Genomic DNA, 25026 nt, shown 5'->3' with positions numbered 1-25026 from the left:
AGCTGTCGTGCATCGTTCGGGTGGCCTTGTCAGGACCCGCTCCCGGGACCCTTGGGTCCGGGGAGTCCCACTCACTGAAGAAGCGAAGGCTACGAAGCCGCTGGTCCTGCTCCTTCCCGCCGTCGCGGCGGCCTTCCTCGCACTCCTGCCCCTCGGCTACCTCGGCGTACGCGCGATGGAACACGGCTGGGGCTACGCCTGGGACATCGTCACCGAGCGGCGCACCCTCGAACTCCTCGGCCGCAGCCTGCAACTGACCGCGATCGTCGTCGCCGCCAGTCTGGTGCTCGGCATCTCCCTCGCCTGGCTGACGGTCCGCACCCGCCTGCCCGGCCGGCGGATGTGGGCGGTGCTGGCCACCCTGCCCCTGGCGGTGCCGAGCTATGTGGCCGCCTTCACCTGGATATCCGCGGCGCCCTCGCTCGCCGGCCTGCCCGGTGCGGCCATCACCCTCACCTTCGCCTGCTCCCCCTATGTGTTCCTGCCGGTCGCGGCGGCGCTGCGCGGCATCGATCCCGCGCAGGAGGAAGCGGCGCGATCCCTGGGCAGCGGGGCCTTCCACACCTTCTGGCGGATCACCCTCCCCCAGCTGCGGCCCGCCGCGGCGGGTGGCGCGATCCTCGCCGCCCTCTATGTCCTCTCCGACTTCGGATCGGTGTCGATCACCCGCTACGACACCTTCACCCGCGCGGTCCACTCCTCCTACCAGGCCAGCTTCGACCGGACCCCGGCCGCCGTCCTCGGCTGTGTGCTGGTCGCCATGACCGTGCTGCTCGTGCTGGCGGAGAACCGGACCCGGGGCCGCGCCGGGTACGCCCGCGCCGGACGGGGCAGCGCCCGCCCGCCGGTCACCCTCCCCCTGGGCCGCTGGACCGCGCCCGCACTCGCCTGGTGCACCGCCGTCTCCGCCGCGGCCGTGGGCTTCCCCCTCGCGACCCTCGGCTACTGGCTCACGGTCGGCAACTCCGGCTGGGATCCGGAACGCCTGTGGTCCGCCACGGTCGCCACCCTCACCGTCGCCGCGGCCGGAGCCGCCGTCACCACCCTGCTCGCGCTGCCGGTGGGGGTGCTCTCGGCCCGCCACCGCGGACGGGCCTCCCGGCTGCTGGAGCAGTCCGTGTACGCCGGCCACGCCGTGCCGGGCATCACCGTGGGACTCTCCCTGGTCTTCTTCTCGGTCCGCTACGCCTACCCGCTCTATCAGGAGCTTCCTCTCCTGATAGCCGCCTATGTCGTGCTGTTCCTCCCGGTGGCGGTGGCCTCCGCCCGCGCCGCCGTCCTCCAGTCCCCGCCCGTGCTGGAGGATGTGGCGCGTTCGCTCGGCCGATCGCCCCTCCAGGTCCTGCGGGAGATCACCGTCCCCCTGGCGGCCCCCGGAATCGGAGCCGGGGCGGCCCTCACCTTCGTCGTGATCATGAAGGAGCTGCCGGCCACCCTGCTGCTCCGCCCCACCGGCACCGACACCCTCGCCACCCGGCTGTGGACCGAGACCGGGGCGGGGGCCTTCGCCGGGGCGGCGCCCTACGCCGCGGCCATCGTCCTGCTCGCCGCCGTACCCTCCTATCTGCTCGGAAGGCGCACATGACCGGATTGCGCGTAACCGCGGTGACCACGTCGTACGGGCAGGGCGTCCGGGTGCTCGACGGCCTCGACCTCACCGTTCCCGAAGGCGAGCTGGCGGCCGTCCTCGGCCCGTCCGGGTGCGGGAAGACCACACTCCTGCGGATCATCGCGGGGTTCCTCACCCCCGACGCGGGTGAGATCGTCCTCGGCGGGCGCACGGTCAGCGGCCCCGGTGTCCAGGTCCCGCCCGAACACCGGGGCGTCGGCATCGTCGCCCAGGAGGGAGCCCTCTTCCCTCATATGGACGTCACCCGGAACGTGGCCTTCGGCCTCCGGGGCACCGGCCGTACCGAACGGCGCGCACGCGCCGCCGAGATGCTGGAACTCGTCGGCCTCGGCGGCTACGGAAGCCGGATGCCGCACGAGCTGTCCGGCGGTCAGCAGCAGCGCGTGGCACTCGCCCGCGCACTGGCGCCCCGCCCCGCGCTGGTCCTGCTCGACGAACCCTTCAACGCCCTCGACAGTGCCCTGCGGGCAGGGCTGCGCTCCGACATCCGCACCGCGCTGCGGGCGGCCGGCACCACCGCCCTCCTGGTCACCCACGACCAGGAGGAGGCCCTGTCGTCCGCCGACCGGATCGCCGTGATCCGCGACGGCGGGGTCGTGCAGACCGGCACGCCCCAGGAGATCTACACCCGCCCGGCGGACCCCTGGGTGGCCACCTTCGTCGGCGAGGCCGTCCTGCTGCCCGCCACCGTCGACGCGGGCCACGCGGTCACCGCCCTCGGCCCGATCCCCCTGAGCGACACCCCGCCGGAGGGCAGCCGGGCGGGGACCGTCGCCCTGCGCCCGGAGCAGTTGCGGCTCGTCCCCGCCTCCGAAGCGTCGGCCACCCGCGCCCGGGTGACCGAGGTCCGCTACCACGGCCACGACGCCCTGGTCCTGCTGGACGCCGACGGAGTCGGCACACCGGTCCCGGTCCGGGCGGCGGGTCCGATCACCCTGCGCACGGGCGACGAGGCCGGCATACGGGTCACGGGGACAACCGCGCTCCTCGCGTCCGAGGGTCCCCTTCCCGGCGCCGCGGTCTGACGCGCGGGAGAGCGGGGCCGCGATCCCGTCCTCCTGACCTCGTGACCTCCTGGCCTCCCTAGGTGATGCTCAGACCCGGCTTGAGTATCCGCACTCACGCCGATGGCCGAATCCGGCTCCTACGCTCCGGTGCATGCACAGTCAGAGGAGCAGCGCCGACGGCGGCCCGGTCCGCGTCGGCATCACGGGGGTCGGGTCCTGTCTGCCCGACGGGGTCATGGACTCGGAACGGCTGCGCCGCACGGTCGCGGCGGGCAGCGGACTGCCCCTGCCGCGCGGGGTCTTCGAGCGCGCCACCGGCATCCGCGCCCGGCGGGTCGCGGCACCGGACGAGTACGCCTCCACCCTGGCGGAGCGCGCCGCCCGGGTGGCGCTGGAGCGGGCCGGGTACGGCCCCCTCGACATCGATCTGCTGGTCTTCGCCTCCGCCAGCCGGGACCTCGCCGAACCGGCCACCGCCCATGTCGTCCAGGCCGCGCTCGGCTCCCGCGCCCACGCGCTGGATGTGACCAACGCCTGCAACAGCTTCGTCAACGGCGTCGACCTGGCCCGCGCCATGATCCTCGCCGGCCGGGCCCGGCGGGCCCTGGTCGTCACCGGCGAGACCCCGAGCCGGGCCGTCCGCCATGACCCGCCCGGACTCGACGACTTCCGCGCGCACTTCGCCGGATACACCTTCGGCGACGCGGGCGCCGCCGTGGTCCTCGAGCCGGTCGCCCGGGGCGGGATCCTCGATGTGGACACCGAGACCCACTCGGAGCACTGGCGGGTCGGCGGCATAGCGGGCGGCGGATCGCGCCATCCGCGCGGCGACGAACACACCTACTTCCGGGGCGACGGCCATGAGCTGCGCGAGGTCTTCGAGAAGATCGGCACCTCCGCGCTGGACCGGGTCCGGCACCGCAACGGCCTGGAGTGGACCGATCTGCGCCGGGTCCTGGTCCACCAGGTCACCGTCCCCTATCTGGAACGGTTCGCCGAACTCACCGGGGTCCCCGAGGACCGGCTGGTGGTCACCGTGCCCGAGCTGGGCAATGTCGCCAGCGCCACCCTCGGGATCCAGCTCGACCGAATACGGGACGAACTCGACCCCGGCGACCGGGTCCTGCTGGTCGGCCTCGGCGGCGGAGTGAGCGTCATGACCGTGCTGTGGGAGGTGTCATGACCGGCACCCCTGGCATGACCGGCACCTCCGGCATGGGCGGCACCTCCGGCATGGGCGGCACCCCGCTGTGGGTGGTGCTCCCCGCCCACCAGGAGGCGGCACGCATCGGCGACACCCTCCGGGCCCTGGCCGCCCAGCGCGACCGTGACTTCACCCTGGTCGTCGTGGACAACGCCTCCACCGACGGCACCGGGGAGCTGGCCCGCCGCTTCGCCGGTGAGGCACCCTTCCCCGTCCATGTCCTGGACGAACCCGACAAGGGGGTCGGCTGCGCGGTGGACACCGGCTTCCGGTACGCCATCGCGCACGGCGCCCGGCTGCTGGCCCGTACCGACGCCGACTGTCTGCCCGTACCCGGCTGGACCGCCGCCGCACGGGCGGAGTTCGCGGCCGGCGCCGGCATGGTCTGCGGCCGGATCACCGCCCGCCCCGACGAACACGGGCCGCTGGGCCGGGCCGGATTCCGGGCCCTGGTCACCACCGCCGCGTTCTTCGGGCGGATACGGCCCGCGCACCACCGCCGCCATGGCTATCTCGCCCCGTACCGCATGCACGCGGGCAACAACATGGCGATCACCGCCCGGCTGTACGAGGAGGCCGGAGGCATGCCGCGCCGCCCCTCCCCCACCGACCGGCTCTTCCTCAACCGGGTGCGGCGGCGCACCACCGCCATCGTCCACGCCCCCGACATGGTGGTGGCGAACTCCACCCGGCGGCTCGGCGCGTACGGCATCGTCGGCACCGCCCGCTGGTACCTCGACCAGGGGCCCGGCCGCCACGGGGAGGACCCCCGCTGATGCTGGACGCCCTCGACCACGCGCTCCGCCGGGACGGCCACCGGCCCGCCGTCCTCGGCACCGGGCCCACCGGGGCCGTGCGCACCCTGGTCACCCGCGCCGAACTCGCCGCGCTCGCCGACGGATACACCGTCGCCCTGCACACCCGGGGCCTCGGCCCCGGGGACACCGCCGGAGTCGCGGTACGGCCCGGGCCGCGCGCCCTCGCCCTGCTGCTCGCCCTGCACCGGCTCGGGGTCCGGGCCGCCGTGCTCGACCCCGGCGCCGGACCCGAGGTGCTGCGGGCCCGGCTCGCCCTGGCCCGCCCCGCGCTGGTCCTCGCCGACGCCACCGCCCAGGCCGTGGCCGGCTGGGCCCGCCCGCTCGCCCGGCGGGCCCGGCTCGCCCTCCCCGACCTCACGGAGCTGGGCCCGGTGGCCACGGTGGGACCCCGGCTGCCCGGCTGCGCCGCCGCGCTGGAACCCGGACACGGCCCGCTGCCGCGCCCGGTGGACGGCGACGGGGACGCGGTCATCGTCTTCACCTCCGGCACCACCGCCCGGCCCCGGGCCGTGGTGCACACCCGCTCCTCGCTCGCCGCCGGAATGGCCTCGGTCCGCGCCCTGGTACGGCCCGAACCCGGCCGGCCGGTGCTCGGCGGCACCTTCTTCGTCCTGCTGCCCTCACTGACCGAGGGCGCCCCCGTCGCCCTGCCCGCCAGGACCCCGCGCGCCCTCGCCCGGCAACTGGCCCGGCTGCGCCCGCAGGCCACCTATCTGACACCGCCGGTGCTGCGCTCCGCGCTGGCGGCCGGGGCGCGGTTCACCGGACAGGTGTGGACCGGGTCCGCACCCGCCGGGGCCGGCCTCCTCGAACGGGTACGGGCGGCGGGCGCGGACGCGGCATGGGGGGTGTACGCGCTGACCGAGCTGTTCCCCGCGGCGGCCGTGGAGGCCCGCGAGAAGGCCGCGTTCGACGGCGCGGGAGATCTCGTGGGCACCCCGCTGCCGGGGGTCACCGCCCGCGCCGCGGCCTCCGGTGAACTGCTGCTCTCCGGGCCCGCCACCCGCGACCGCTATCTGGGCGAGGACCCCGACCCCTGGGTCGCCACCGGCGACCGGGGACGGCTGCTGGCCGACGGCCGGATCGTCCTCGCGGGCCGCTTCAAGGACATGGTGCTGCGGGACGCGGAGAACATCTACCCGGGCCTGTACGAACCGGCGCTGCACATCCCGGGTGTGGAACTCGCCCTGCTGGTGGGGGTGGAGACCGGCGACGGCGACGAACGCCTGGTGGCCGTCGTCCAGCCGGCGCCGGGCACGGACCCCCGGCGGATCCGGGCGGCGCTGGAGCCACCGCTCGCCCGCATGGGGAACGCCCGCCCGGACGCGGTGCTCCTCGCCGAGGTGCCGCTCTCCGGCCGCTCCCGCAAACCCGACCGGGCGGCGACCGCCCGGCTGGCGGCCCGGCACCTCGGCGCCTCCGCCGGGGGCGGGCGGGTGCGGGTCCGATGAACGCCGACACCGGACCCGAACTCTGGGTGGTGGTCCCCGCGTACAACGAGGAACACGCCCTGCCCGCGACGCTCGCCGCCCTCGCCGCGCAGCACGACACCGCGTTCGCCCTGGTCGTGGTCGACAACGCCTCCACCGACGGCACCGGGGAGCTGGCCCGCCGGTTCGCCCGGGAGGCACCCTTCCCCGTCCAGGTGGTCCCCGAACCGGAACAGGGGACGGGCTGCGCGGTCGACACCGGCTTCCGGTACGCCATCGCGCACGGCGCCCGCCTGCTGGCCCGTACCGACGCCGACTGCCTGCCCGCACCCGACTGGACCGCCGCCGCACGCGCGGAGTTCACGGCCGGGGCCGAGATGGTCTGCGGCCGGAGCGTGCCGCGCCGCGACGAGGGCACCCCGCGCCTGCTGCGCCGGCTGCTGCCCGCCGTCGTCCGCACCGCCGCGCTCTACGGCCGCTGGCGCCGCACCCACCGGCAGCCGCGCTACCGCACCCCCTATGTGCTCTGCCACGGCCACAACCTCGCCATCACCGCGGACCTCTACCTCCGCTGCGGGGGCACCCCGAGGGTGCCGCTCCAGGGCCCGCCGGAGGACGTCGTCCTCCTCAACCGGGCCCGCGAGCACAGCGCCCGCGTCGTCCGCGCGGAGAACCTGGTGGTCCGGGCCAGCCTGCGCCGCCCCCGGGCCTGGGGCGCCCGCCGCACCCTGCTGTGGTCCTGGGACCGCCGCTATCTGCCGGCCGACGACCACGATGTCCACATCCGCTGACCCCCCGGTCCGGGCGCCGGACCGGGCCCCCGGCCGGGTCACCGGCCGCGGGCGGGACGTGGGTGGAGTGGCCGCCGACATCCGATTCTCACGAGAGCACCAGGTGAAACCATGACCCGTCCCGCATCGGTCTCCCCCCGTGTCCGCCGGGCGCGGCGGCGGGACCGTCGTGTCTACACACGGGCGCATCCGCTGCTGTTCGCCCTGCTCGCCGCCGTCCGGGGGCGGGCCGTGGTGCGGCTCGGGCGGGCCGTCGTGGTGCACGACGGGGCCGCGTACCGGGAGGCGCTGACCCGGGTGCCGCTGGACCGGACGGCGGCGGGGACCACCGGGGGCGCGGTGCGGCGGCTCTCCTCCGGCGGCGGGCTCTTCGACCAGGAGGGCGCGGGGCACCGCGCGACCCGGCGGAGCATCGCCCAGGGGCTCGGCGCCGACGGCGTCGACCGGCTGCGGCCGGTGTGGCGCGCGGTGCTGGAGCGGCGGCTCGCCCCGCTGCGGGACGGCCGGCCGGTGGAACTGGTGGCGCTCGCCCGCGAACTGTCGGGGGCGACCGTCGGCGCGCTCCTGGACATCCCCGCCGCCCCCGAGGCCGTGGCCGGGGCCGCCGCCCGCGCCGCCGCCCTCGCCGTCCGCGACCATCTCCCAGGACCCCGGCGCCCCGGCACCTCCCGCGCGGCCGCCGAGGCCACCGCCCGGCTCGAAGCGCTGCTGTCCCCCGGCGACTCCGACGCCGGGGTACGGTCCGCACTCGCCGTCGCCACCGTCAACACCACCGTCGCCGCACTGCCCCGCGCCGTCGCCTGGTGTGCCGACGCCGGACTCTGGGACCAGGCCGCCGACGAGGAGCTGCGCCCCGTGCTCGTCGGGGAGCTGCTGCGGGTCACCGCCGCCTCCCCGCTGCTGCCCCGGGTCGCCGCCGAGGACGCGGTACTGGCCGGCCGCCCCGTCCGCGCCGGGGACCGGCTGCTCCTGGTGGCCCGGCACGCGGTACGGGCCCACCGGGACGCCCCCGACGCCCGCGACCCCGCCCCCGCCGCCGTCGCCCGGCTGGTCTTCGGCGCGGGCCCGCACAGCTGTCCGGGCGCCCGCCTCGCCCATGCCCAGCTGGACGATCTGCTGGCCGCGCTCGCCCCGTACCGCCCCGTCGTGGTCCGCTCCCGGGTGGACCGCGGGGCCGCGCTGCCCGGCTGGCGCTCCCTCACCGTCCGCGCCGGGGCCGTCCCGCCGCATGCGGAGGCCCCCCGATGACCACCGTCGCCGTCACCGGCGCGAGCGGCTTCTGCGGCTCACGGATCGCCGCGCTCGCCGCCGAGCGGGGTCTTGAGGTGGTGTGCGTGGGCCGCCGCCCGGGACCCGTCGGGCGCCATCTCCCCTGGGACGCCCGGCACGGCGAACCCGACCTGGGCGACGCCGACTTCGTGGTGCACTGCGCGGCGGCGGTCGGCGACCCGGTGCCCGGCTCCCCCGCCGAGGCCGGGATGCGCGCGGTGAACGTCGGCGGGACCACCCGGCTGCTGCGGGCCGCCGGGGACCGCCCCGTGGTCTGGATGAGCAGCGCCAGTGTGTACGCGCCACCCGTCGGCGACCGTCCGATCACCGAGGACCATCCGGTACGGGGACAGCTGAACGCCTACGGCCGCACCAAGGCCGAGGGGGAGGCCCGGGCCCTCGCCTCGGGCGCCGTGGTGCTGCGCCCGCGCGCGGTGTACGGGCCGGGCGACCCCCATCTGGTGCCCCGGCTGCTCTCCCGGGTCCGGCGGGGACGGCTGCTGCTGCCCGGCGGCGATGTGCTGCTCAGCCTGACCTCGGTGGACAATCTCGCCGACGCGGCGCTGCGGGCGGTGGGGTGGCCGCCGGGCGCGTACAACATCGCCGACCCCGTCCCGTACCCCCGCGACCGTACGATCCGCGCGGTGCTCACGGCCCATGGCACACCCGCCGGGATCGGGCGGCTCCCGGTCTCCGTCGCCCGGTCGGTGGCGGGGGCGGCGGAGCGGGTCGCACGGCTGCGGCCCGGCCGTGAACCCTGGCTCACCCGGTACGCGGTGGAGCAGCTGGCCCGGGGGGTGGTCCTCGATGTGACCCGGGCGGAGCGGCGGGGGTGGCGGGCCCCGCACACCCTGGCGGACCATCTGGCGGCGGTGGCGTCCGGGCGGGGCGGCGCGCTCAGTCCTCGGCCGGATAGGTCTTGAGCACCTTGCCCCGGGGGTCGGCCGTCAGATAGGCGCTGCCGTACTCGTCCGTCAGATACACGGAGAGACCCGGCCGGGTGCCGCTGAGGGTGTTGGGCAGGGAGACGGTGACGTAGCGCATGGTCGGCTCGTCGATGTTCAGCTCCCGGTCGGCCCGGCGCAGCAGCTCCGGAACCACGTCCCAGTCGTAGTCGGAGAGGTGTACGGGCCGGAACATCGACATCATCCGGCTGCTGATGGTGCCCTTGGTGACGCCCCGTCCGGCGTTGTAGACATAGGTGTCGTACCGGGAGTCGCTGCCCTTCACGATGGCCTGCATGGAGGCGTGCTCCGGGTAGACGCTGAAGGAGCTGACCCGGTCGGTGCCGGCCGCGGCGGTCAGCTCCTTGATCACGGTGCGGATGCGCTGGGGCGTGAGCAGCGTCCCCGAGGGCTCGCCGGCCGGGCGGTCGCCGCCCTTCGCCGGGGTGGAACCGCCCTTCGCCGGCGACCCGGAGGCCGTACGGGCGGCGGTGGCCCGGCCGGAGGCGGTCCGGGACGCGGTGGACGGGGCGGCGGAGGGCGCGGCGGCGGGGTCGGCCGCCTTCTTGTCTCCGATCATCGGCAGTACGGTCCACGCCAGCGCGCCGACGAGGGCGACGGCGAGCGCCGACACCCCGGCCGCCGTGGCCCGACGGGCGGTACGGGAGCGGGTCGCGGCTCCGTCCGGCCGCCGGATGACGTCGATACGGGGATCGGGGGTGCCCCCGTCGCCGGAGGGGTACGGCGGTCCGCCGGTGTTCTGCGGTATCCGGTCCCGGGGCGGCTCCCCCGGCGCGTCCCACAGCGCGGCGGTGGGCGGAACGGGCGGCGCGGTGGGCGGCGGCGGGGTCAGCCGGTACGAGGTGGCCCCCGCCGGCCCGGGCGCCACCGGGGCGGCCCCGTTCAGGACCGCCGTGAGCATCGCCTCCACCGCCGCCGTGTCCGGCCGGGCCGCCGGGTCCCGTACCAGCAGCGCCATCAGCACCCCGGTCAGCGGCCCCGCCCGGTGCGGTGGCGGCACCTCCTCGCCGATCACTGCGGCGAGGGTGGCCATGGTGGTGGCCCGGCGCAGCGGATGGCGCCCCTCCACCGCCACGTACAGCATCATCGCCAGCGACCACAGATCCGCCGAGGGGCCGCCGTCGTCCCCGGTGATCCGCTCGGGCGCCATGTAGTCGGGGGTCCCGATGAGGGATCCGGTGGTGGTCAGCGCGGTGGACTCGCGGATGGCGGCGATCCCGAAGTCGGTGAGGACGGGGCGGCCGTCGGGGCGCAGCAGAACATTGGCGGGTTTCACATCGCGGTGCTGGATCCCAGCGGTGTGCGCCGCCCGCAGCGCCGCCAGGATCTCCCGGCCCAGCCGGGCGGCTTCCTGGGGCGTCAGGGGCCCCTGGGCCAGCCGGTCCTGGAGGGACCCGCCGGTGACCAGCTCCATCACCAGCCAGGGGTAGCGGCTGTCACCGCTGCCACCGCTGTCGGATCCGGCGGATCCATCGACAATATGGTGGATCATGACCACATTGGGGTGTTCGACCCGGGCGAGGGCCCTGGCCTCCCGCAGCACCCGGGCGCGCAGGGTACGCGCGGCCTCCGGGTCGTTCTCGGCGAGCGCCGGGTCGCCGGGGCGGACCTCCTTCAGCGCCACGTCCCGGTCCAGGAGCAGATCACGGGCGCGCCACACGGTGCCCATCCCGCCGCCGCCCAGCCGCGCCTCCAGCGCGAATCTGCCGTCGACGACCCGTCGTTCCGTATTCTCCCCGGCGTTCATGGCCGGGAGCATACGAGACGCCTCCGACAGCCGGGCGCCCGAGGGGGACGACCGAGGGGGCCCGAGCGGAACTCAGCTCCGGAACTTCCGGTAGGTCTCCACCATGTCCCACTCCTGCCCTGCGGTCAGGCCCTGGAGGGTGGCGGGCGCGCCGGTGCCGTTCCGCGGCGCTATCTGCTCGTGGGCGAAGAGGAAGAGCAGCCGGGGGAACTCCGTGAGCAGCAGCCGGACCAGCGAGGGGTCGGGCGGCAGATGGAGGACGACGGTGAAGGGGCCGCCGGACTCGGTCTCATGGCGGGTGAGCAGTCTGGCCAGCGTCTCCGGGGCGCAGGGCTCCCCCATCGCCAGCTCCTCGTGGAGCAGTTCGCGGATTCCGGCGACGAGGCCGTCGGCGAAGGCCGTTCCGTCCAGCCGGGGGACCGCCTTGCGCACCGCCCAGGAGACGGGGGTCTCACTGGCCCGGTGGACGAAGAGCCCGGGGGTCTCGCCCAGGGTGGAGCGCAATAACGCGATCCGGTCGCCGTCGCCGAGGGCGACCCGCCGCAGGAGTTCGGCGTCCGGGCCGGGGATCCGGGCGAAGGGGACCACGAGGTCCACGATGTCGGCGCGGTGTTCGGCGGCCTTCACCTGCGGCAGGAAGTGCTGGAAGGCGCTGCGGACGACGCAGGGGTCGCCCAGCTCCTGGACCGGGCGTTCGGTGAGCAGGCCCTGGGCGACGATATGGCGGGTGTGGTCGGTGGCGTAGGCGAGGGTGGCGAGGCCGAGTATCTCGGCGGTACGGGCGAGGGCCAGGTCGGAGACATCGGTCATGCGGCCGGCGACGAAGTCGGTGACCTCGGGGTGGGGTACGGCGCCGAGGTGTTCCACCAGGGGGAGGAGCCTGCTGAAGATCTTCTCGGGCACCCCGGCCGGTCCGGTCCGGGGTCCGGTGGCGGCCTCGTCCTCGTCCTTGGGCGCGGGCTCGGGTGCGGCCTCGGACTCCGGCGGGGAACCGGCCCCGGCCGCGGCCTCGGTCCCGGCGGGTGCCGGCGGCCAGTCGACCATGTCGTAGCGGCCGAGATCCAGCTTGTGCAGCTTGCTCTTCGGGAGATGCCGGCGCCGCACCCCCGGCAGCAGCACGGGCAGCAGCAGGAAGTGCGGATTCGAGGCCTCTTCGTAGAGGGCCACGGTGAGTTCCTGAAGGATGTAGTCCGACCCGAGCGCATGCGGGGAGAGGAGCACGATCAGACCGTGACAGGTCTTCATCTCCTTGAGGACCTGGGGGTTCCACAGCCCGATGGTGAGGAGGTTCCGGTCCACCACCGGCTCGCATCCGCGCTCCCTCAGCTCCTCCTCCAGGGCCAGCAGATAGGCACGGCAGACACATCCCTGTGCGGCGCACTGGGAGGAGCTGTGGCTGAGGAAGATCCGTGGGCGTGCCATCGTGTCACTCCCCCGGTACGGCGGTGGGCGCGGGGCGCGACACCAGGAACCAGCGGACGCCGCCGCCCGCGACGACGGCCCGTACGGGCTCCTGGTCCGGGGCCTCGACCGTGGTCCCGTCGACCAGGTCCAGCAGCCGCAGCGACCCCCCGTGGCCAAGGTCGGCGGAGGTGACGGGGGCGGCGAGGGGCCTCGTACCCGAGTTGGCGAGGGCGAACACGGTCTCGTCGCCATGGCTCCGTACCACGCCCAGGAGTTCGGGCCGGTCGAAGAGCCAGGCCCGGAAGTCGCCCCGGGAGAGGGCGAGATGGCCCCGGCGCAGCTCCAGCAGGGCGGCGATCTCCGGATCGCGCAGCAGGTCGAGGGGGAGGGAGGGGGAGCCGGGCAGCGCGAGCAGCACGGCGGCGGCCAGCCGTCGCCGGTCCGGGGCGATCAGCTCCGGCAGGCAGTGACCCCAGCGGGCGCGCAGTCCCGAACTCTCCAGGGAGAACTGGGCGTCCATCAGCTGGGCCCCGTAGGAGTGGAGGTCGGCGTCGTGGAGGGCGCGGGCGAGCGCGATGGCGAGCGAGGAGGGGACGACCATGTCGCAGACGCCGGAGAGGGCGCCCATGTCCTCCAGGTCGAAGGAGAGGACGGCGTGCGGGGCCTCCAGGCTGCGGCGGACCAGGACCCGGTTGTCGTAGCCGTCGAGGAGGTGGCGCAGGTCCTCGAGGTCGCCCTCGCCGACCTCGGTGGCGGCGCTGACCCGGATGCCGTCGGCGCCGTGGTCGAGCCAGCGGCGGGCGGAGTCGAGGAACCGGCCACGGCGGTCGGGGCCGCCGCCCCGGTCCGGTCCGGGGTGGAGGTCCACCAGGATCCGGATCCCATGGCGGCGGGCCTCGGTGCGCAGCGCGGCGATCTCCTCGTACTCGGCGGGGTCGGTCTCCTCCGGCGGGGCGGGGGTGAAGGGGCCGACGACCAGGGCGCGCACCCCGGCGGCGGCGAGCCGGTCGGGGGCGGCGGCCGGGCCGGTGAAGAGGGAGGGGATCCCGGAGCGGTCGATCTCGGCGAGGACGAGGTCGCTCAGCCAGTCGTCGGGGTCGTCGGGGTCGTCGTCGGCCGGCGCACGGGCGGGGAGCACCCGGTGGCGGCGGCCGTCCTCGGTGGTGAGTTCCACCGGGCCGCCCGAGCCGGAGACCAGCCAGCCGCCGCCGGGGTGGGCGAGGACCCGCTCGGCGAGGAACTCCAGCGGGACGTACCGGGGCAGCGGTTCGGGGTCGGTGAGGTTCCACAGCAGCAGCCGGGAGTCCCCGCCGACGGCGGCGAGGCGGTCGTCGGCGCCGAGGGCGAGCGCGGTGACCGGCCAGGGTGCCCGGCCGATGGCGACCGGTGCCTCCTCGCCGGGGGACCAGTGGAGGACGGTGCCGTCCTCGGTGGCGGCGGCGATGGAGGAACGCAGGGGGTGCGCGGCGACGGTGGTGACCCCGAGGGCGAGGGTGCTCCCCCGGGGTCGGTCGGGGGTGTGCAGCTTCAGCCGCCGGTCGCGGTGGTGGAGGACGGCGGCGGCGCCCGGGAGGCCGGCCAGCGGCCAGACACCCTGGGCTCCCTCGACCCCCGGGTAGACGATGTCCGGCCCGTCCTCCTGTTCCAGGGTGAGCTGCCCGCCGTACTCCACGACCCAGCGGACGGATTCCTGGCGGCGGGCGGTGAAGTCCATCCGGTGGACGGTGTACCGGCCCCGGAAGTGGCGCTCCGGGGTCAGGGCGTCCAGCACCGAGAACTCCCGTACCGCCGTCCCCTCCAGACAGGCGACACGGGAGCCGTCGGCGGAGAGGGTGAGGTGGGTACGGGGACCTTCGGCGGGGAGGAAGCCGCGCAGGGTGCCGTCGGCCTCGTACCGGAGGATGGTGCCGTCGGCGAGCAGCAGGGCGTACCGGGCGCCGCCGGGGACGAGGTCGCCGGTGGCGACGGCGGTCTCGACGGCGGTGCCGGGGCGGGCCACGCTGAGGACCGCCCGGCCCCGGGTGTCCAGCCGCTGGAGCGCGGTGAACGGGAGGGTGAGGCGCTGGCCGTCGTCGAGTTCCAGCCGGACGGGTTCGGCGTGGGAGGGTGCCGGGGTGAGGGCGCTGACCGCGTCGAGACGGACCTTCCACACTCCGGTGGCCCGCAGCGGGCGGGCGTCGGGGGCGGGCGGGCGGCTGAGGACGACCCCGCCGGAGCGGGCCTCGACCCCGATCACCACCTCCCGGTGGACCAGCGAGCGGGCCTGGGCGGCGGGCGGGCGGGGCAGTCCGGTGAGGTCGGCGGGCGGTTCCAGACCGAGCCGCTCCGATGAGGCGACCTGGATGCGCCAGGCGTCGTCGTGGCGGAGCACCCCGGCGGGCAGCCGGGGCAGATAGTGCAGGGCCCAGCGGCCGAGGTCGTCGGCGTCCGCGCCGGTGGCGGTGACGGCGGTCAGCACCCGGCGCAGCTCCCGGTCGACCAGCGGGCCGTCGTCCGGTTCCGGGAAGAGCCCGGCCCAGAGCAGCCGTTCGAACCAGCGGACCAGGGGGGTGGCCTCGCGGTGGGCCTCCTCGGTGAAGGCGCGGACGGCCTCGGCGTGTGCGCGCGGGCCCCGGGCGAGCCGTTCGCGCAGCACATCGGCGGCGAGCGGGTGCAGCAGCAACGCCCGGTCGCCGGCCGCCTCGACCAGCGGCGAGAACCACAGCTCCGCCTCCAGACCGGCGGTGCTCCGGGGCAGGAAGCGCAGCCGGGCCCGGCGGAGGAGGGACTGCTCGACCCCGGCGGCGAGACAGAGGCACTCGGCGAGGGCGACCACCTGGGGGCGGTCGCGGGCGAGTTCCCCGATGTACGCGGCCATCGCCCGCCGTCCGGCCGCGACCGGGGGCAGGGCCGGATCGTCCCCCGTCCCACCGGGCACTCCGGTGCCGCTTGCGCCCTCGGGCGTGAGAGGTGCGCCCGGCAGGGGCTCCGGGAGGGCCGGCGCGTACGGGGCGGCGCCACGGTCACCACCGTCGCCGTCCCGTCCGACGGCGTCCCGTCCGACGGCGTCCCGTCCGTCGGCGTCACCCGGCGGGTTCGCCGCGGCCTCCGGAGGGCCCCCCGTCACCCCCGCTCCCGGGTGCGGCGGGTGCGGTCCACGATGGCGTGGGCGTGCCGGAGCGAGAGGGAGCGGTCCAGCGGGACAAAGGCGACGGTGCGGCGGAGCGCGGCCGGGTAGTCGGTGCCGGGGTAGGGGGTCACACAGATCACCGGGCAGCCCGCGCGGGTGACGCCGTCGAGGAAGGCGGTCCACTCCCCCGGGCGCGGGGCCCACCGGTCGGGCAGCGGATGCCGGGTACGGCCGAGGTCGGAGAAGAGGACGACCGGGGTGCCGGGCTGCGGCGCCCGGTAGGGGCCGCGGTCGAGCGGGTCGCGCCGGACGACGCCCCGGCCGGGGGTGCCCCGGAAGCGCAGCACGTCGAGCCGGTCCCGGCCGGCGACGCTGGCGGCCAGCTCCCGTACCCAGGCGCGGTCGTCCTGGAAGGGGGCCATCGCCGGTCCGTGGTCCAGGAGGAGCTGGGCGCCGAGGCGGGTGGTGAGTCTGCTGCGGCGGGGTACGGAGCGCAGCGCGTCCTGGCGGGCGACCCGGCGCAGCAGCTCCCGCTGGTCGAACTCGCGGCTCTCGACGGGGATGGAGAGCGCGGCGACCATCACCCCGCGCGCCCACTCCCGTTTCCACGGCGGCTCGTGCGGCAGGGCGGTGGTGACCACGGGGCGCAGGAGGGGTTCGGGGGTGGGCCCCGCCGTGCCGCCGGGCGCGGACACGGTACGGGTGAGCAGGCCGTCGACGGGGGTGAGCGAGAAGCGCGGGGCGCGTTCGGCGAAGCGGACGGCGGGGCCGTGGCTCTCGGGTACGGAGGTAGCGCGCGGCTCGGGCCAGGGCACGCGCTCGGGGGTGACCAGCGCGCGGGGCGGGGGCGGCGGGAGGGTCGGAGGCGGCGGAAGGAGCGGGGAGGGGTCCGGGCGGCGGGGGGCCGGCCGGTCGTCCCGGGCGGGGCAGACCTCCTCGGCGAGGCCCAGCAGTCCGGCCATCGCGGCGACGGTCCCGGCGTCGGCGGGCCGCAGCCCGGTGACGGCCCGGTAGAGATCCCCCAGGGAGATCTCCCCCCGGGCGCTCATGGCGCGGGCTCCAGCCCCGGGCGGCGCTTGCGGAGGGTGATGCTCTCCAGTTCGTCCCAGGCCGTGGTGCCGGGGGCGATGCCGAGCTGCTGACTCGCCTTGAGGGCGTCCAGGAACTCGGCGGTGCTCGGCCCGGTGGCGGGGTCGGGCATCAGTTCCCGTACCGCGAGGATGTGGTCGGCGACCCGGCCGGCCCACTCCTGGTCGTAGGCGGCGCCCAGATGGGAGGAGGCGACCAGCAGCAGATGGTCCCGGGTGGGCGGGGCCAGCTCATGGACGACACAGCGGCGGATGAACGGTCCGGGCAGCTCGCGTTCGTTGTTGGTGGTGATGACGACGAAGGGCGCCAGGTCGCGCTGGGCGGTGACGGTCTCCCGCTCGTTCCAGGGGACGGGGAAGGAGAGCGAACCGAGCGGGCCGAGGAGGCTGTTGGGCAGATCGGGGTCGGCCTTGTCGATCTCGTCGATGAGGACGACGGCCCGGCGGCCCGTGGAGGCGGCGAAGGCCCGCCACAGGGGGCCCTTGGTGTAGTACTTCTCGCTGTTGTCGTCCAGTTGGTGGGCCTGGGCGTCATTGAGGCGCCTGAGGGCGTCGAACCGCCAGAGCAGATCCTCGGGTTCGGTCCGCGCGGTGACGACATGCGCGTAGTACTCCCAGCCGAGGAGGCGGGCCACATTGGGGGCCAGGGTCGACTTGCCGGAGCCGGGCGGGCCGAAGAGCAGCAGGGGCCGCCCGATAGTGAGGGCCACATTGACGGCGAGGACGGCCTTCTCGTCGTCGAAGACATAGACGGCGTCGTCGGCGGCGTATCCCTCCTCGGACGGAACGGCGGGATCACCGGGCTTTCCGGGCGGGTCACCCGGCCCTGCGGGGGTGCCGCCGGAGGATCCGGGGGCCCGGTCGCGGGGCATGGTCCCGCCGTCGGACGGCGCGGCCCGGCTGTCGGACGGCGCGGCGGCGAGGGCCGCCCCGGCGGGGGTGCCGGTCACCGCCGGGTCGAACTCCTTCTCGTACCTCAGCACCACGGCCCTCCTCGTTCGCTTCGTCCGCGTTCGCTTCGTCCGCTTCGTCCGGGCAGTCCGGGTGGTCCGCCGCGCGGTTCCCGGCTCTCCTCCCCGGCGCGACCCGGCTCATTCTGCCCTGCCGGGGCCGTCCCGGTGGCCGAAAGCGGGATGCTCCGGCAGCGACAACGGGCCGCGTACCAGGGCGACATCCGGGAGCAGCTCCCGCAGGCTCTCGACATAGCGCCGTTTCGCGCCGGGGAGGTGGAGCACCCGGAGCCGTGCCAGGGTGGCGAGCTGGGCGACGACGGAGGGCTCGGGGGCGGGTGAGATCTCCAGGAACATCACCCCGGTGCCCGCCAGCGGGGAGAGGTCGCGGGGGGCGGCGCCCCGGGTGAGGACCAGGGTGCGCAGCAGCGGCAGCACGGTGAGCCGGGCGAGGTCGACGGGGCGGGCGTGGTCCTCGGCGACCACCGTGTGCAGCCGGGGCAGCAGCGCCAGCAGGGCGGGGTCGCCGTCGGGTCCGCAGACCGCCCGGCGGGCACCGGGGGCCAGCGCGGCCAGGGTGTCGGGGTCCTCGCCGCCGTCGAGCCGGACCACGCCCGCGGCGGGCTCCGGGTCGGTGGCGGGCTCAGGGGTGGCGGGGATCTGCTCGACGGCGGGCCAGGTGGCGGCCGTACGGTCGGGCAGCGGCTCGGGTGCCGACGGGACCGGGACCGAGGGTGAGGGCGGCAGGGCGGCGGGGAAGCGGCGCAGATACTCCCCGGCCGGGCCGCCGTCGACCCGTTCGTCAAGGGTGAGTTCGGCGGCCACCCGCTCGTCGGCCATCCGTGTGACGGCCCGCCGCAGCAGGGCGGTCCGGGGGTCCCCCGGGTCGAGCTGCCGGGGGTCCGGCAGCAGCGGCAGGATCCGGGGGCCGGCGGCGGCGATCTCGTCGGCGTCCGAGGCGGTGCGGGGTGGCAGAAGCTCCGCCAGCCGCCCCCGGATACGGGAGTGCAGATCCCGTTCCAGCTCCGGGAGGTCCAGCAGCGCCTCGGCGGCGATCAGGACCAGCCGGGGCGCGCGGTCGGGCTCCCGCTCGGCGCGCTCCAGCAGACCGTCGAGGTAGCCGGCCCGTTCGGAGGTGCGGGCGCAGCCGACGGCGAAGACGGCCACCTCCCGCCAGCGGTCCTCATGGGCGTGGCGCAGGATCTCGCCGAGGGCGTCGGTGTCGGCGGCCTCCCGGGCGGCGAGATAGGACTGGACCGAGGGGTGGACGAGGGCGATCCGGTCCGGGGCGGTCTCCGTCAGCAGGCCCCCGTGGTCGAGCAGCCGCGCCAGGACGGCGGCCGGGTCGGTGCCGGGGGCTATCGCGGGCAGTGCCCGCTCGAACTGGCGGAGCGTCTGGTCACGGGTGGCGTGGGGCACGCCGTTGCGCTGGAGCCAGAGGGCGAGGCCGCGGACCAGCGGGGCGCCGCCGTCGGTCTCCGGTGCGGGCTCCGGGTCGGCGAGGGCGGTGGTCGCCGCCAGATACAGATCGACCCGGCGGGGCCCGAGCGGCCCGGATTCGATGTACGGGAAGCCCAGCTCGGCCAGGACCAGGGTGTCCCGGGCCATCCGGGCGAGGGCCGGGTCCTGGCGCAGCAGTTCGGTCAGCCGCTGTCCGCCCTCGGCGTCCGGTGCCCGGGACCAGGGCTCGGTGGCCAGATAGGACGCCACCTCGGGCCAGGCCAGCGGGGCGAGCCGGTACTCGGTGAAGCCCGCGTCGGCGAGCCAGTCGCCGGGGACGGCGGAGAGCGACGCGGTCACCAGCGCCTCGGTGCGGGGGTGGTCCCCGGCCAGCCGCTCCAGCCAATGGCGGATCCCCTCCCGGGCGGTGGGCGGGAGGTCCTCGACGCCTTCGACGAGGAGCAGCGCCCGCCCGGCGGCGAAGAGCCGTTCGGCCCAGCCGGAGGGCTGCTCGTCGGCGAGTGCGGAGCCGCAGAGGGCGAGGAGGTCCGCGGGCGCGGGCGGGTTGTCGGGGCGGTCGAGGACGGCGGCGGAGAGCGGGAAGGGGACCACTCCGCGCGGGGTCTCGGCGGCCCGCAGGGTCTCCCGCCGGAGCAGCCGCCCCCGGCCGCTGCCGGGGATGTCGCGGAGCAGGACCCGCCGGTGGTCCGGGTCGCGGCGGGGGAAGGGGGTGCCCGGTCCCGGGTCGCCCCGGGGGACGATCCGGCGCTCGACGGCGTACGGGGCGGGCGACGGGGTCCGGGCCCGGCCGGGGGTGGCGGAGCCGGGGGCGCCGGTTGAGGCGGCCCCGGAGCCGGAACCGGGGGCGGGGGCGCCGGAGCCGGGGGCGAGTTCGCGGCATGCGGAGAGATACCGGTCCTCGAACGCCCGGTCGGTGCGGTGGACCTCGGCGACCGCGTCCCGCCAGAGGTCGACCAGGGCTCCCGGTTCGCTGCCGAGGGCCCGTGCGTACTCCTCCACGACCTCGCGCGGGGGCACCCGGATCCCGCTCTCGTACTCCGCCAGCTCCTCGGCCGGCTGCGGGAGTTCCCGCGCCCGGTACCGGAACAGCCGGGAACGGGCCGCGGCCAGGGCCTGGGCCAGGATGAGAACGGCGCTCTCGGCAGCGCTCATCAGCTGACGGTCCAGCGGATCATCCATGCCTCGTTCTGGATGGAGATGACATGCTCGCAATCGGTGACCAGGGTGGCCGTCCGCTGGTGGCACCCGGTGGTGTCGGCGTTCCACTCCTCCAGCAGATGCTCCAGCTGCTCGGCGGTGCGCTGGAACTCCAGATGCTGGTAGGCGTAGCGCTGGGCGATGCCATGGGCGGTCACGGCGATGGAGAGGGAGGCGGCGACGGCGACCCAGGCGGCGAGGAGATCGACGGCGAAGGCCCCGGCGGCGGCGGCGAGCAGGGCGCCGAGGACGCCGAAGACCAGCTCCACCCGGGCGACCCGTTCGACCCGGCCGTGCATGAAGAGCGCCTTGGGGCGGTAGTAGCCGTCGATCTGGCGGCGCAGCCGCTGCTCCACATAGCTCTCGATGTCGCCGACCGGGGGCAGCGGGCGGGCGGCGGGGGTGATACCGGTGGTGTGGCGGACCAGGTCGGTGGCGTCCGAGCGGAAGCGGTGGGCCCGCTGGGCGAGGAGGGCCGCGGCGCCGTCCCGGTCCCGGTAGGGGCCGGTTCCGGAGAGGCAGATGTACACCTCGGCCTTGAGCGCCTCGGAGACCGCCCGCGCCCGGATCCAGTCGCTGAGCCGGGAGGGCCCGCCGCGCTGGGCGACCATCGGGGCGGCGCCCGCGGCCCCGGCGGCGGCGAAGGCGAGCAGGGGGCCGAGCCAGGAGGTGATGTCCATGGTCTGGGAGGCCGCGGTGGCGAGCGCCGCCGCCGTGATGACCAGCCCGAGCGCGGTGGTCCTGGCTTTCTCGACGGATGCCTTGAGCTGATTGGCGGCCTGTGACCAGATGCTCTGCTGGTCCCAGATCTCGGCTATGTCCGCGTTCCGTTGTGTCGCTGTCACCCTCCCGATTTTGGCCGGTACGCGCCCCCGGGCGCAAAGGGTCATCGGTCATGGGTGCGGCGGGAGTTGGGGCGGCGGGGGCAGCGGCCAGCGCAGGGTGGGCAGTCCGCCGGGGAGCAGATGGTGGGCGCGTCCGTAATCGCAGTGACGGGTGGTGGCGGTGGGGACGGCGACGACGGTCATCCCGGCGGCGCGGGCGGCCTCCACCCCGGTACGGGAGTCCTCGACCGCGACACACCGTTCCGGGGCGAGCCCGAGGCGGGCGGCGGCTTCGAGATAGGCGTCGGGGTGGGGTTTGCGGTGCGGCACCTCGTCCCCGGCGACCACGGTCTCGAAACGGTCGGTGATGGCGAAGTGGTCCAGCCAGCGCAGCACCCAGTGCCGGTCGGCGGCGGAGGCGACGGCGAGCCGGACACCGAGATCCCGGAGGGAGTCGAGGAGTTCCAGGACACCGGGGAGCAGCCGGATCCGGCCGGGGTCGAAGACGCGCACCCACTGGGCCTCCAGCCGGCGGTGCAGGGCGGTGTCGTCGTCGCCGGTGCGGCCGGCGGCGCGCAGCCGGGCGAACAGTTCGGGCAGGCCGTCGGGGTGGCCGCAGATCCGGTCGGCCCACAGCCTCGGGGAGAGGACGACGCCGAACTCGGCGCAGAGGGCGGCACAGGCGTCGAAGTCGGGGCCGACGGTGTCGACGAGGGTGCCGTCGTGGTCGAAGACGACGGCCAGGGCGGAGGGGGCCACGGGCGGTGCCTTTCACTGGTCGGACACGGTTCGGCGCCGCGGGGGCCGGAAGGGGACCCGCAGGGGACCGGCAGGGGACCGGCAGGGGACCGGCAGGGGACCGGCAGGGGACCGCCTTCCGTTACGGCAGCGGGCGCGGCACCCGGGCCGGGTCGCCCGCGGCGACCACGCCCGGGGGCGGATCCCGGGTCACGGCGCTGCCCGCGCCCACCGCGGTGGTGGCTCCGACGGTGACCCCGGGCAGCACGATGGTGCCACCGCCGAGCCGGACATCGAGCTCGATGCTGATGGGTCTGGCCTGTTCGAGCAGGGCGGCACGGTCCCCGGGCACGAAGGGGTCGGTTGGCCGGGGCCCGCGTGACGCACGGGGCTCCTCCGGTCAGAGCGACCGTCCCGCGAGGGCGAGCCGGCGGTGGATGCCGAGTCTGCGCTCCGGGGAGAGCAGCGCGAAGTAGCCGGGCCACTGCGGGCCGATGACACCGCGCTCCAGGATGTCCTCGGCGATATCGGTGATCACCGGCAGCGAGTGCGCCATCAGCAGCGGCATCAGCAGGGTCTCCTCGCCGGGTCGGAGCAGACCGAGCCGGACGGCGTCCTTGAGGAACGCGGTCAGCGAACGCTGCCGGGCGACCGAGCCGGTGACCCGCCCGGCGGCCTCGGCCAGCCAGGCGAGATCGAGCAGGGGATCGCCGACCTGGAGGTTGTCGAAGTCCAGGACGGCGCGGACGGCATAGGCGGTCCCGGCGGCGGGGTCGCCCGCGCGCGGCGAGAGGATGAAGTGATGGGGGTGGAGATCGCTGTGGATCACCGCCGGGGGGCGGGGCGGGCGGCCGGGGGTGCCGAGCTGGTCATGGAGGAGCGGACCGGCGGCGACGGCGGGGCGCAGGGCGTCGGCGACCAGCCGGGACCAGCGGTCGCCCCGGCGCTCGGCGCGGGCGAGGAGGCGGGCGGCGTCGACGAGGGCGGCCCGCCAGTCCTCCTCCTCCACCAGGAGCGGCAGGGGCACGGTGGCGAGGGCGGCCCGCAGCGGGCCGGGGACGGTGTCCAGGGCGCGCCGCAGCCGCAGTCCGCAGTGGACGACGGCGGCGGACTGGGCGGGGTCGGCCGGGTCGGCGGGGGCACCGTCGTACCAGGGGGCCAGCTCGCTGACGGTGCCGTCGTGGTGGACCCCGGCGCGGCCGTCGAGCGCGGGGATCGCGGCCCCCACGGGGACGCCCTGGCTCCGGCAGTGGTCGCCGATGCGCTCCTTCACCTCGTAGAAGGCGGGCGGGCGCAGGGCCTCGGGGGTCAGCCGCACCTTGAGCACCCGGCCGGCCCCGGGCTCCAGGGTGCGCCAGAGCCCGGCGGTGTGGCTGAGCGGCGCGGCTCCGTCCACCAGCAGCGGCCGGACGACGGGCCCCGCCACGCCCCAGTACCGGGCGAGGACCTCCCGCACCCAGACCTCGCTCCCGGGCCCCGGTGGCGTGGCGGGGCGGGCGGCCGGGCGGGACGGGGCCGCGCGGGTGACGGCGACCGGGCCGCCGGGCATGACGGGCGGCCGGGGGGCGGCGGGGTCGGCGGGTAGGACGGGCGGCCGGGGAACCGGGGGATCGGCGGTGGCCGCCTCCGAGGTGGGCGGTGGGCGGTGCCCAGGGGCCGCGCCACGGCCCCGCACCCCCTCGCCCTGGAGATGGCGGTCCGTGTGCTGCTGCATCGACTCCCCCTGACTCCGCGCCGCGCCGGGCCCACCGGGCCACGCCCCGGATCCGACCGGGCGGGTCCGCCCCGGGGGTGACCCTTCGCGCATATCCACGGGGACATTGCCCGGCGAGCATCTGGTGCACCGGACCGACTGCCGGGTAATCACATTGGACCGCCCGGTCTCCGGAACGCACAAGGCACCGGAGCGGACGGTGGCGGGGCACCCCGTGCGACTTTGCCCGGTTGTGAATCCGCTCACCAGGTGTCCTCGGCCGCCCCGCTGTCCCGAAGGAGGGAGCTGTGCCCCCTACCCCCAATGTGCGGCTGCGGCAGTTGCTGGAGACCGCCGACTGGAACGCCGCCCAGCTGGCCCGTGCGATCCGGCAGGTGGCGACCGAGCACGGCACCCCGGTGGCCTGCGACCGCTCCTCGGTCTCCCGCTGGCTGACGGGCGTACGGCCCCGGCCGCCCGCGCCGCAGTTTCTGCTGGAGGCCCTCTCCCGGCGGCTGGACCGGCCCGTCACCCCCGAACAGGCCGGGCTCACCCGCGCCCCCGACCGGATGCCCCCGGTCTCCTGGGAGGCGGCCCCGCTGCGGACCCTCGCCCTGCTCACCGAGGCCGAGTTGGCCCCCGCCCGGCGGACCCCGCTCACCACCGCGCCCTTCAGCCCGCTCGCCCTCGCCGTACCCGGACTGCCGCTCCCCGGTCCCCCTTCCCCGGACGGGGAGCGGGGAGCGGACGACCGGCGCGGCGGCGGGGCCGACGCCGACCGGATGGACGCCATGGCCGAGGTCTTCGCCACCGCCGCCGAACGGCTCGGCGGCGGTCCGGTCCGGGCCCCGCTCGCCGCCTATCTCGCCCACGATGTGACCGCCCGGCTGCGCGCCCCCTCCTCCGGGACGGTCCACCGGCGGCTGCTCGCCAAGGCCGCCCAGCTCACCCTGTTACTGGGCCGGATCTGCGCCGACGGCGGTGACGACGCCGTCGCCCAGCACTACCAGCTGGTCGCCGCCCGGCTCTCGGCCGACGCCCGCGACCACGGGACGCTCGCGATAGCGCTGCGGACCATGGCAACCCACGCACACGACCTGGGCCACAGCGGCCCCGCCGTCCGCCGTCTCGCGGAGCTGGCCTGCGAGCACGCCCGGTACGCCCCGCCGGTGGTCCAGGCGTACGCCCAGGCCCATCTGGCGGTGCTCCAGGCCGGATACGACCGCCGGGCCGCGCTGACCGCGCTGGACAGGGCGGAGCGGCTGCGGCTCGACGGCGCGGAGGCGCCCGGTCCGTTCACCGCGTACTCCCTGGGCGCCCTGCACTACCAGCGGGCCCAGACCCTCGCCACGCTCGGGGACCGGGCCGGGACGGTCCGGGCGCTGACCGCGTCGCTGCGGGCCCGTGCCCCCGGGGAGCGGCACGCCAGGACCCTCACCCACGCCCGTCTCGCCGAGGCCCAGCTGGGGATGGGGCATCTGGACGCGGCCCTCCCCCACTGGGCGGCCTTCCTGGACGCCTATCCCTCACTGGACTCCGTACGGGCGACCCGCAGGCTCGGCCTGATGCGGCGCCATCTGCGCCCGCACCGGCGCCACCCCGGCGCCGCCCGGCTCCTGGGACGGGCCGACGGGCTCGGCTGAGCCGCCGTACGGAGGGGGTGGCGCCACCCCTCCGGTTCCGTACGGGGAGGGGCGCGGG

19 protein-coding genes are annotated in these 25026 nt (G+C 76.1%); 9 read left to right on the top strand and 10 right to left on the bottom strand.

Annotated features, from left to right (window positions below; genetic code table 11):
• Positions 1–100: 100 nt before the first annotated feature.
• The 8 genes from ABT354_RS17400 (at position 101) to ABT354_RS17365 (ending at position 9072) form a co-directional block, all read left to right on the top strand.
• Entirely contained in the window at positions 101–1585 is a 1485-nt protein-coding gene (locus ABT354_RS17400; protein WP_351494502.1) for an ABC transporter permease, read from the top strand.
• Positions 1582–2655 carry an ABC transporter ATP-binding protein gene (locus tag ABT354_RS17395; RefSeq protein ID WP_351494489.1) on the top strand — a complete coding sequence of 358 codons (1074 nt, stop codon included), beginning with the start codon at positions 1582–1584 and terminating at the stop codon, positions 2653–2655. Before ABT354_RS17400 ends, ABT354_RS17395 begins: the two co-directional genes overlap by 4 nt.
• 133 nt (positions 2656–2788) lie before the next feature.
• Positions 2789–3820 (top strand): 3-oxoacyl-ACP synthase III family protein, encoded by a 1032-nt coding sequence (locus ABT354_RS17390; RefSeq protein ID WP_351494487.1) that lies wholly within the window; start codon positions 2789–2791, stop codon positions 3818–3820.
• Entirely contained in the window at positions 3817–4617 is an 801-nt protein-coding gene (locus ABT354_RS17385) for a glycosyltransferase family 2 protein (RefSeq protein ID WP_351494485.1), read from the top strand. Before ABT354_RS17390 ends, ABT354_RS17385 begins: the two co-directional genes overlap by 4 nt.
• Positions 4617–6110: a class I adenylate-forming enzyme family protein gene (locus tag ABT354_RS17380; RefSeq protein ID WP_351494483.1), complete on the top strand. Its 1494-nt coding sequence runs from the start codon at positions 4617–4619 to the stop codon at positions 6108–6110. The genes ABT354_RS17385 and ABT354_RS17380 overlap by 1 nt, the downstream gene beginning before the upstream one ends.
• On the top strand, positions 6107–6880 hold the full coding sequence (locus ABT354_RS17375) for a glycosyltransferase family 2 protein (protein WP_351494481.1): 774 nt from the start codon (positions 6107–6109) through the stop codon (positions 6878–6880). The genes ABT354_RS17380 and ABT354_RS17375 overlap by 4 nt, the downstream gene beginning before the upstream one ends.
• Positions 6881–6991: 111 nt before the next feature.
• On the top strand, positions 6992–8128 hold the full coding sequence (locus ABT354_RS17370) for a cytochrome P450 (protein WP_351494479.1): 1137 nt from the start codon (positions 6992–6994) through the stop codon (positions 8126–8128).
• Entirely contained in the window at positions 8125–9072 is a 948-nt protein-coding gene (locus ABT354_RS17365; protein ID WP_351494477.1) for an NAD-dependent epimerase/dehydratase family protein, read from the top strand. Before ABT354_RS17370 ends, ABT354_RS17365 begins: the two co-directional genes overlap by 4 nt.
• On the opposite strand, the gene ABT354_RS17360 is transcribed toward ABT354_RS17365, so the two are convergent.
• The 10 genes from ABT354_RS17360 to ABT354_RS17315 form a co-directional block, all read right to left on the bottom strand.
• Positions 9047–10861 carry a serine/threonine-protein kinase gene (locus tag ABT354_RS17360; protein ID WP_351494475.1) on the bottom strand — a complete coding sequence of 605 codons (1815 nt, stop codon included), beginning with the start codon at positions 10859–10861 and terminating at the stop codon, positions 9047–9049. The genes ABT354_RS17365 and ABT354_RS17360 overlap by 26 nt on opposite strands.
• A gap of 72 nt (positions 10862–10933) precedes the next feature.
• Positions 10934–12283: a TIR domain-containing protein gene (locus ABT354_RS17355; protein ID WP_351494473.1), complete on the bottom strand. Its 1350-nt coding sequence runs from the start codon at positions 12281–12283 to the stop codon at positions 10934–10936.
• 4 nt (positions 12284–12287) lie between these two features.
• Positions 12288–15371: a hypothetical protein gene (locus ABT354_RS17350; RefSeq protein ID WP_351494471.1), complete on the bottom strand. Its 3084-nt coding sequence runs from the start codon at positions 15369–15371 to the stop codon at positions 12288–12290.
• A complete protein-coding gene (locus ABT354_RS17345; RefSeq protein ID WP_351494469.1) occupies positions 15368–16423 on the bottom strand; it encodes a hypothetical protein in 1056 nt (351 codons plus the stop codon). The genes ABT354_RS17350 and ABT354_RS17345 overlap by 4 nt, the downstream gene beginning before the upstream one ends.
• Positions 16420–17445: an AAA family ATPase gene (locus tag ABT354_RS17340; RefSeq protein WP_351494466.1), complete on the bottom strand. Its 1026-nt coding sequence runs from the start codon at positions 17443–17445 to the stop codon at positions 16420–16422. Before ABT354_RS17340 ends, ABT354_RS17345 begins: the two co-directional genes overlap by 4 nt.
• Before the next feature lie 108 nt (positions 17446–17553).
• On the bottom strand, positions 17554–20025 hold the full coding sequence (locus ABT354_RS17335) for an NACHT domain-containing protein (RefSeq protein ID WP_351494464.1): 2472 nt from the start codon (positions 20023–20025) through the stop codon (positions 17554–17556).
• Positions 20025–20915 (bottom strand): DUF4231 domain-containing protein, encoded by an 891-nt coding sequence (locus tag ABT354_RS17330; RefSeq protein WP_351494462.1) that lies wholly within the window; start codon positions 20913–20915, stop codon positions 20025–20027. Before ABT354_RS17330 ends, ABT354_RS17335 begins: the two co-directional genes overlap by 1 nt.
• 48 nt (positions 20916–20963) lie before the next feature.
• Positions 20964–21653: an HAD family hydrolase gene (locus tag ABT354_RS17325; RefSeq protein WP_351494460.1), complete on the bottom strand. Its 690-nt coding sequence runs from the start codon at positions 21651–21653 to the stop codon at positions 20964–20966.
• 121 nt (positions 21654–21774) lie between these two features.
• Complete coding sequence (locus tag ABT354_RS17320; RefSeq protein ID WP_351494458.1) at positions 21775–21984, bottom strand: LbetaH domain-containing protein; 210 nt, start codon at positions 21982–21984, stop codon at positions 21775–21777.
• A gap of 48 nt (positions 21985–22032) precedes the next feature.
• The gene (locus ABT354_RS17315; protein WP_351494456.1) at positions 22033–23346 is read right to left on the bottom strand and encodes a phosphotransferase; all 1314 of its coding nucleotides are present in this window, start codon (positions 23344–23346) and stop codon (positions 22033–22035) included.
• 287 nt (positions 23347–23633) lie between these two features.
• Between ABT354_RS17315 and ABT354_RS17310 the strand changes: the two genes are divergently transcribed.
• Entirely contained in the window at positions 23634–24968 is a 1335-nt protein-coding gene (locus ABT354_RS17310; RefSeq protein WP_351494455.1) for an NsdA family TPR-like regulatory protein, read from the top strand.
• The last annotated feature ends 58 nt before the right edge of the window (positions 24969–25026 follow it).

The organism is Streptomyces sp. NPDC000594, from assembly GCF_040299965.1.
Taxonomy (GTDB): Bacteria; Actinomycetota; Actinomycetes; order Streptomycetales; family Streptomycetaceae; genus Streptomyces.
Note: the sequence above shows the minus strand (reverse complement) of the source record. Positions and strands in the feature narration are given on the sequence as shown.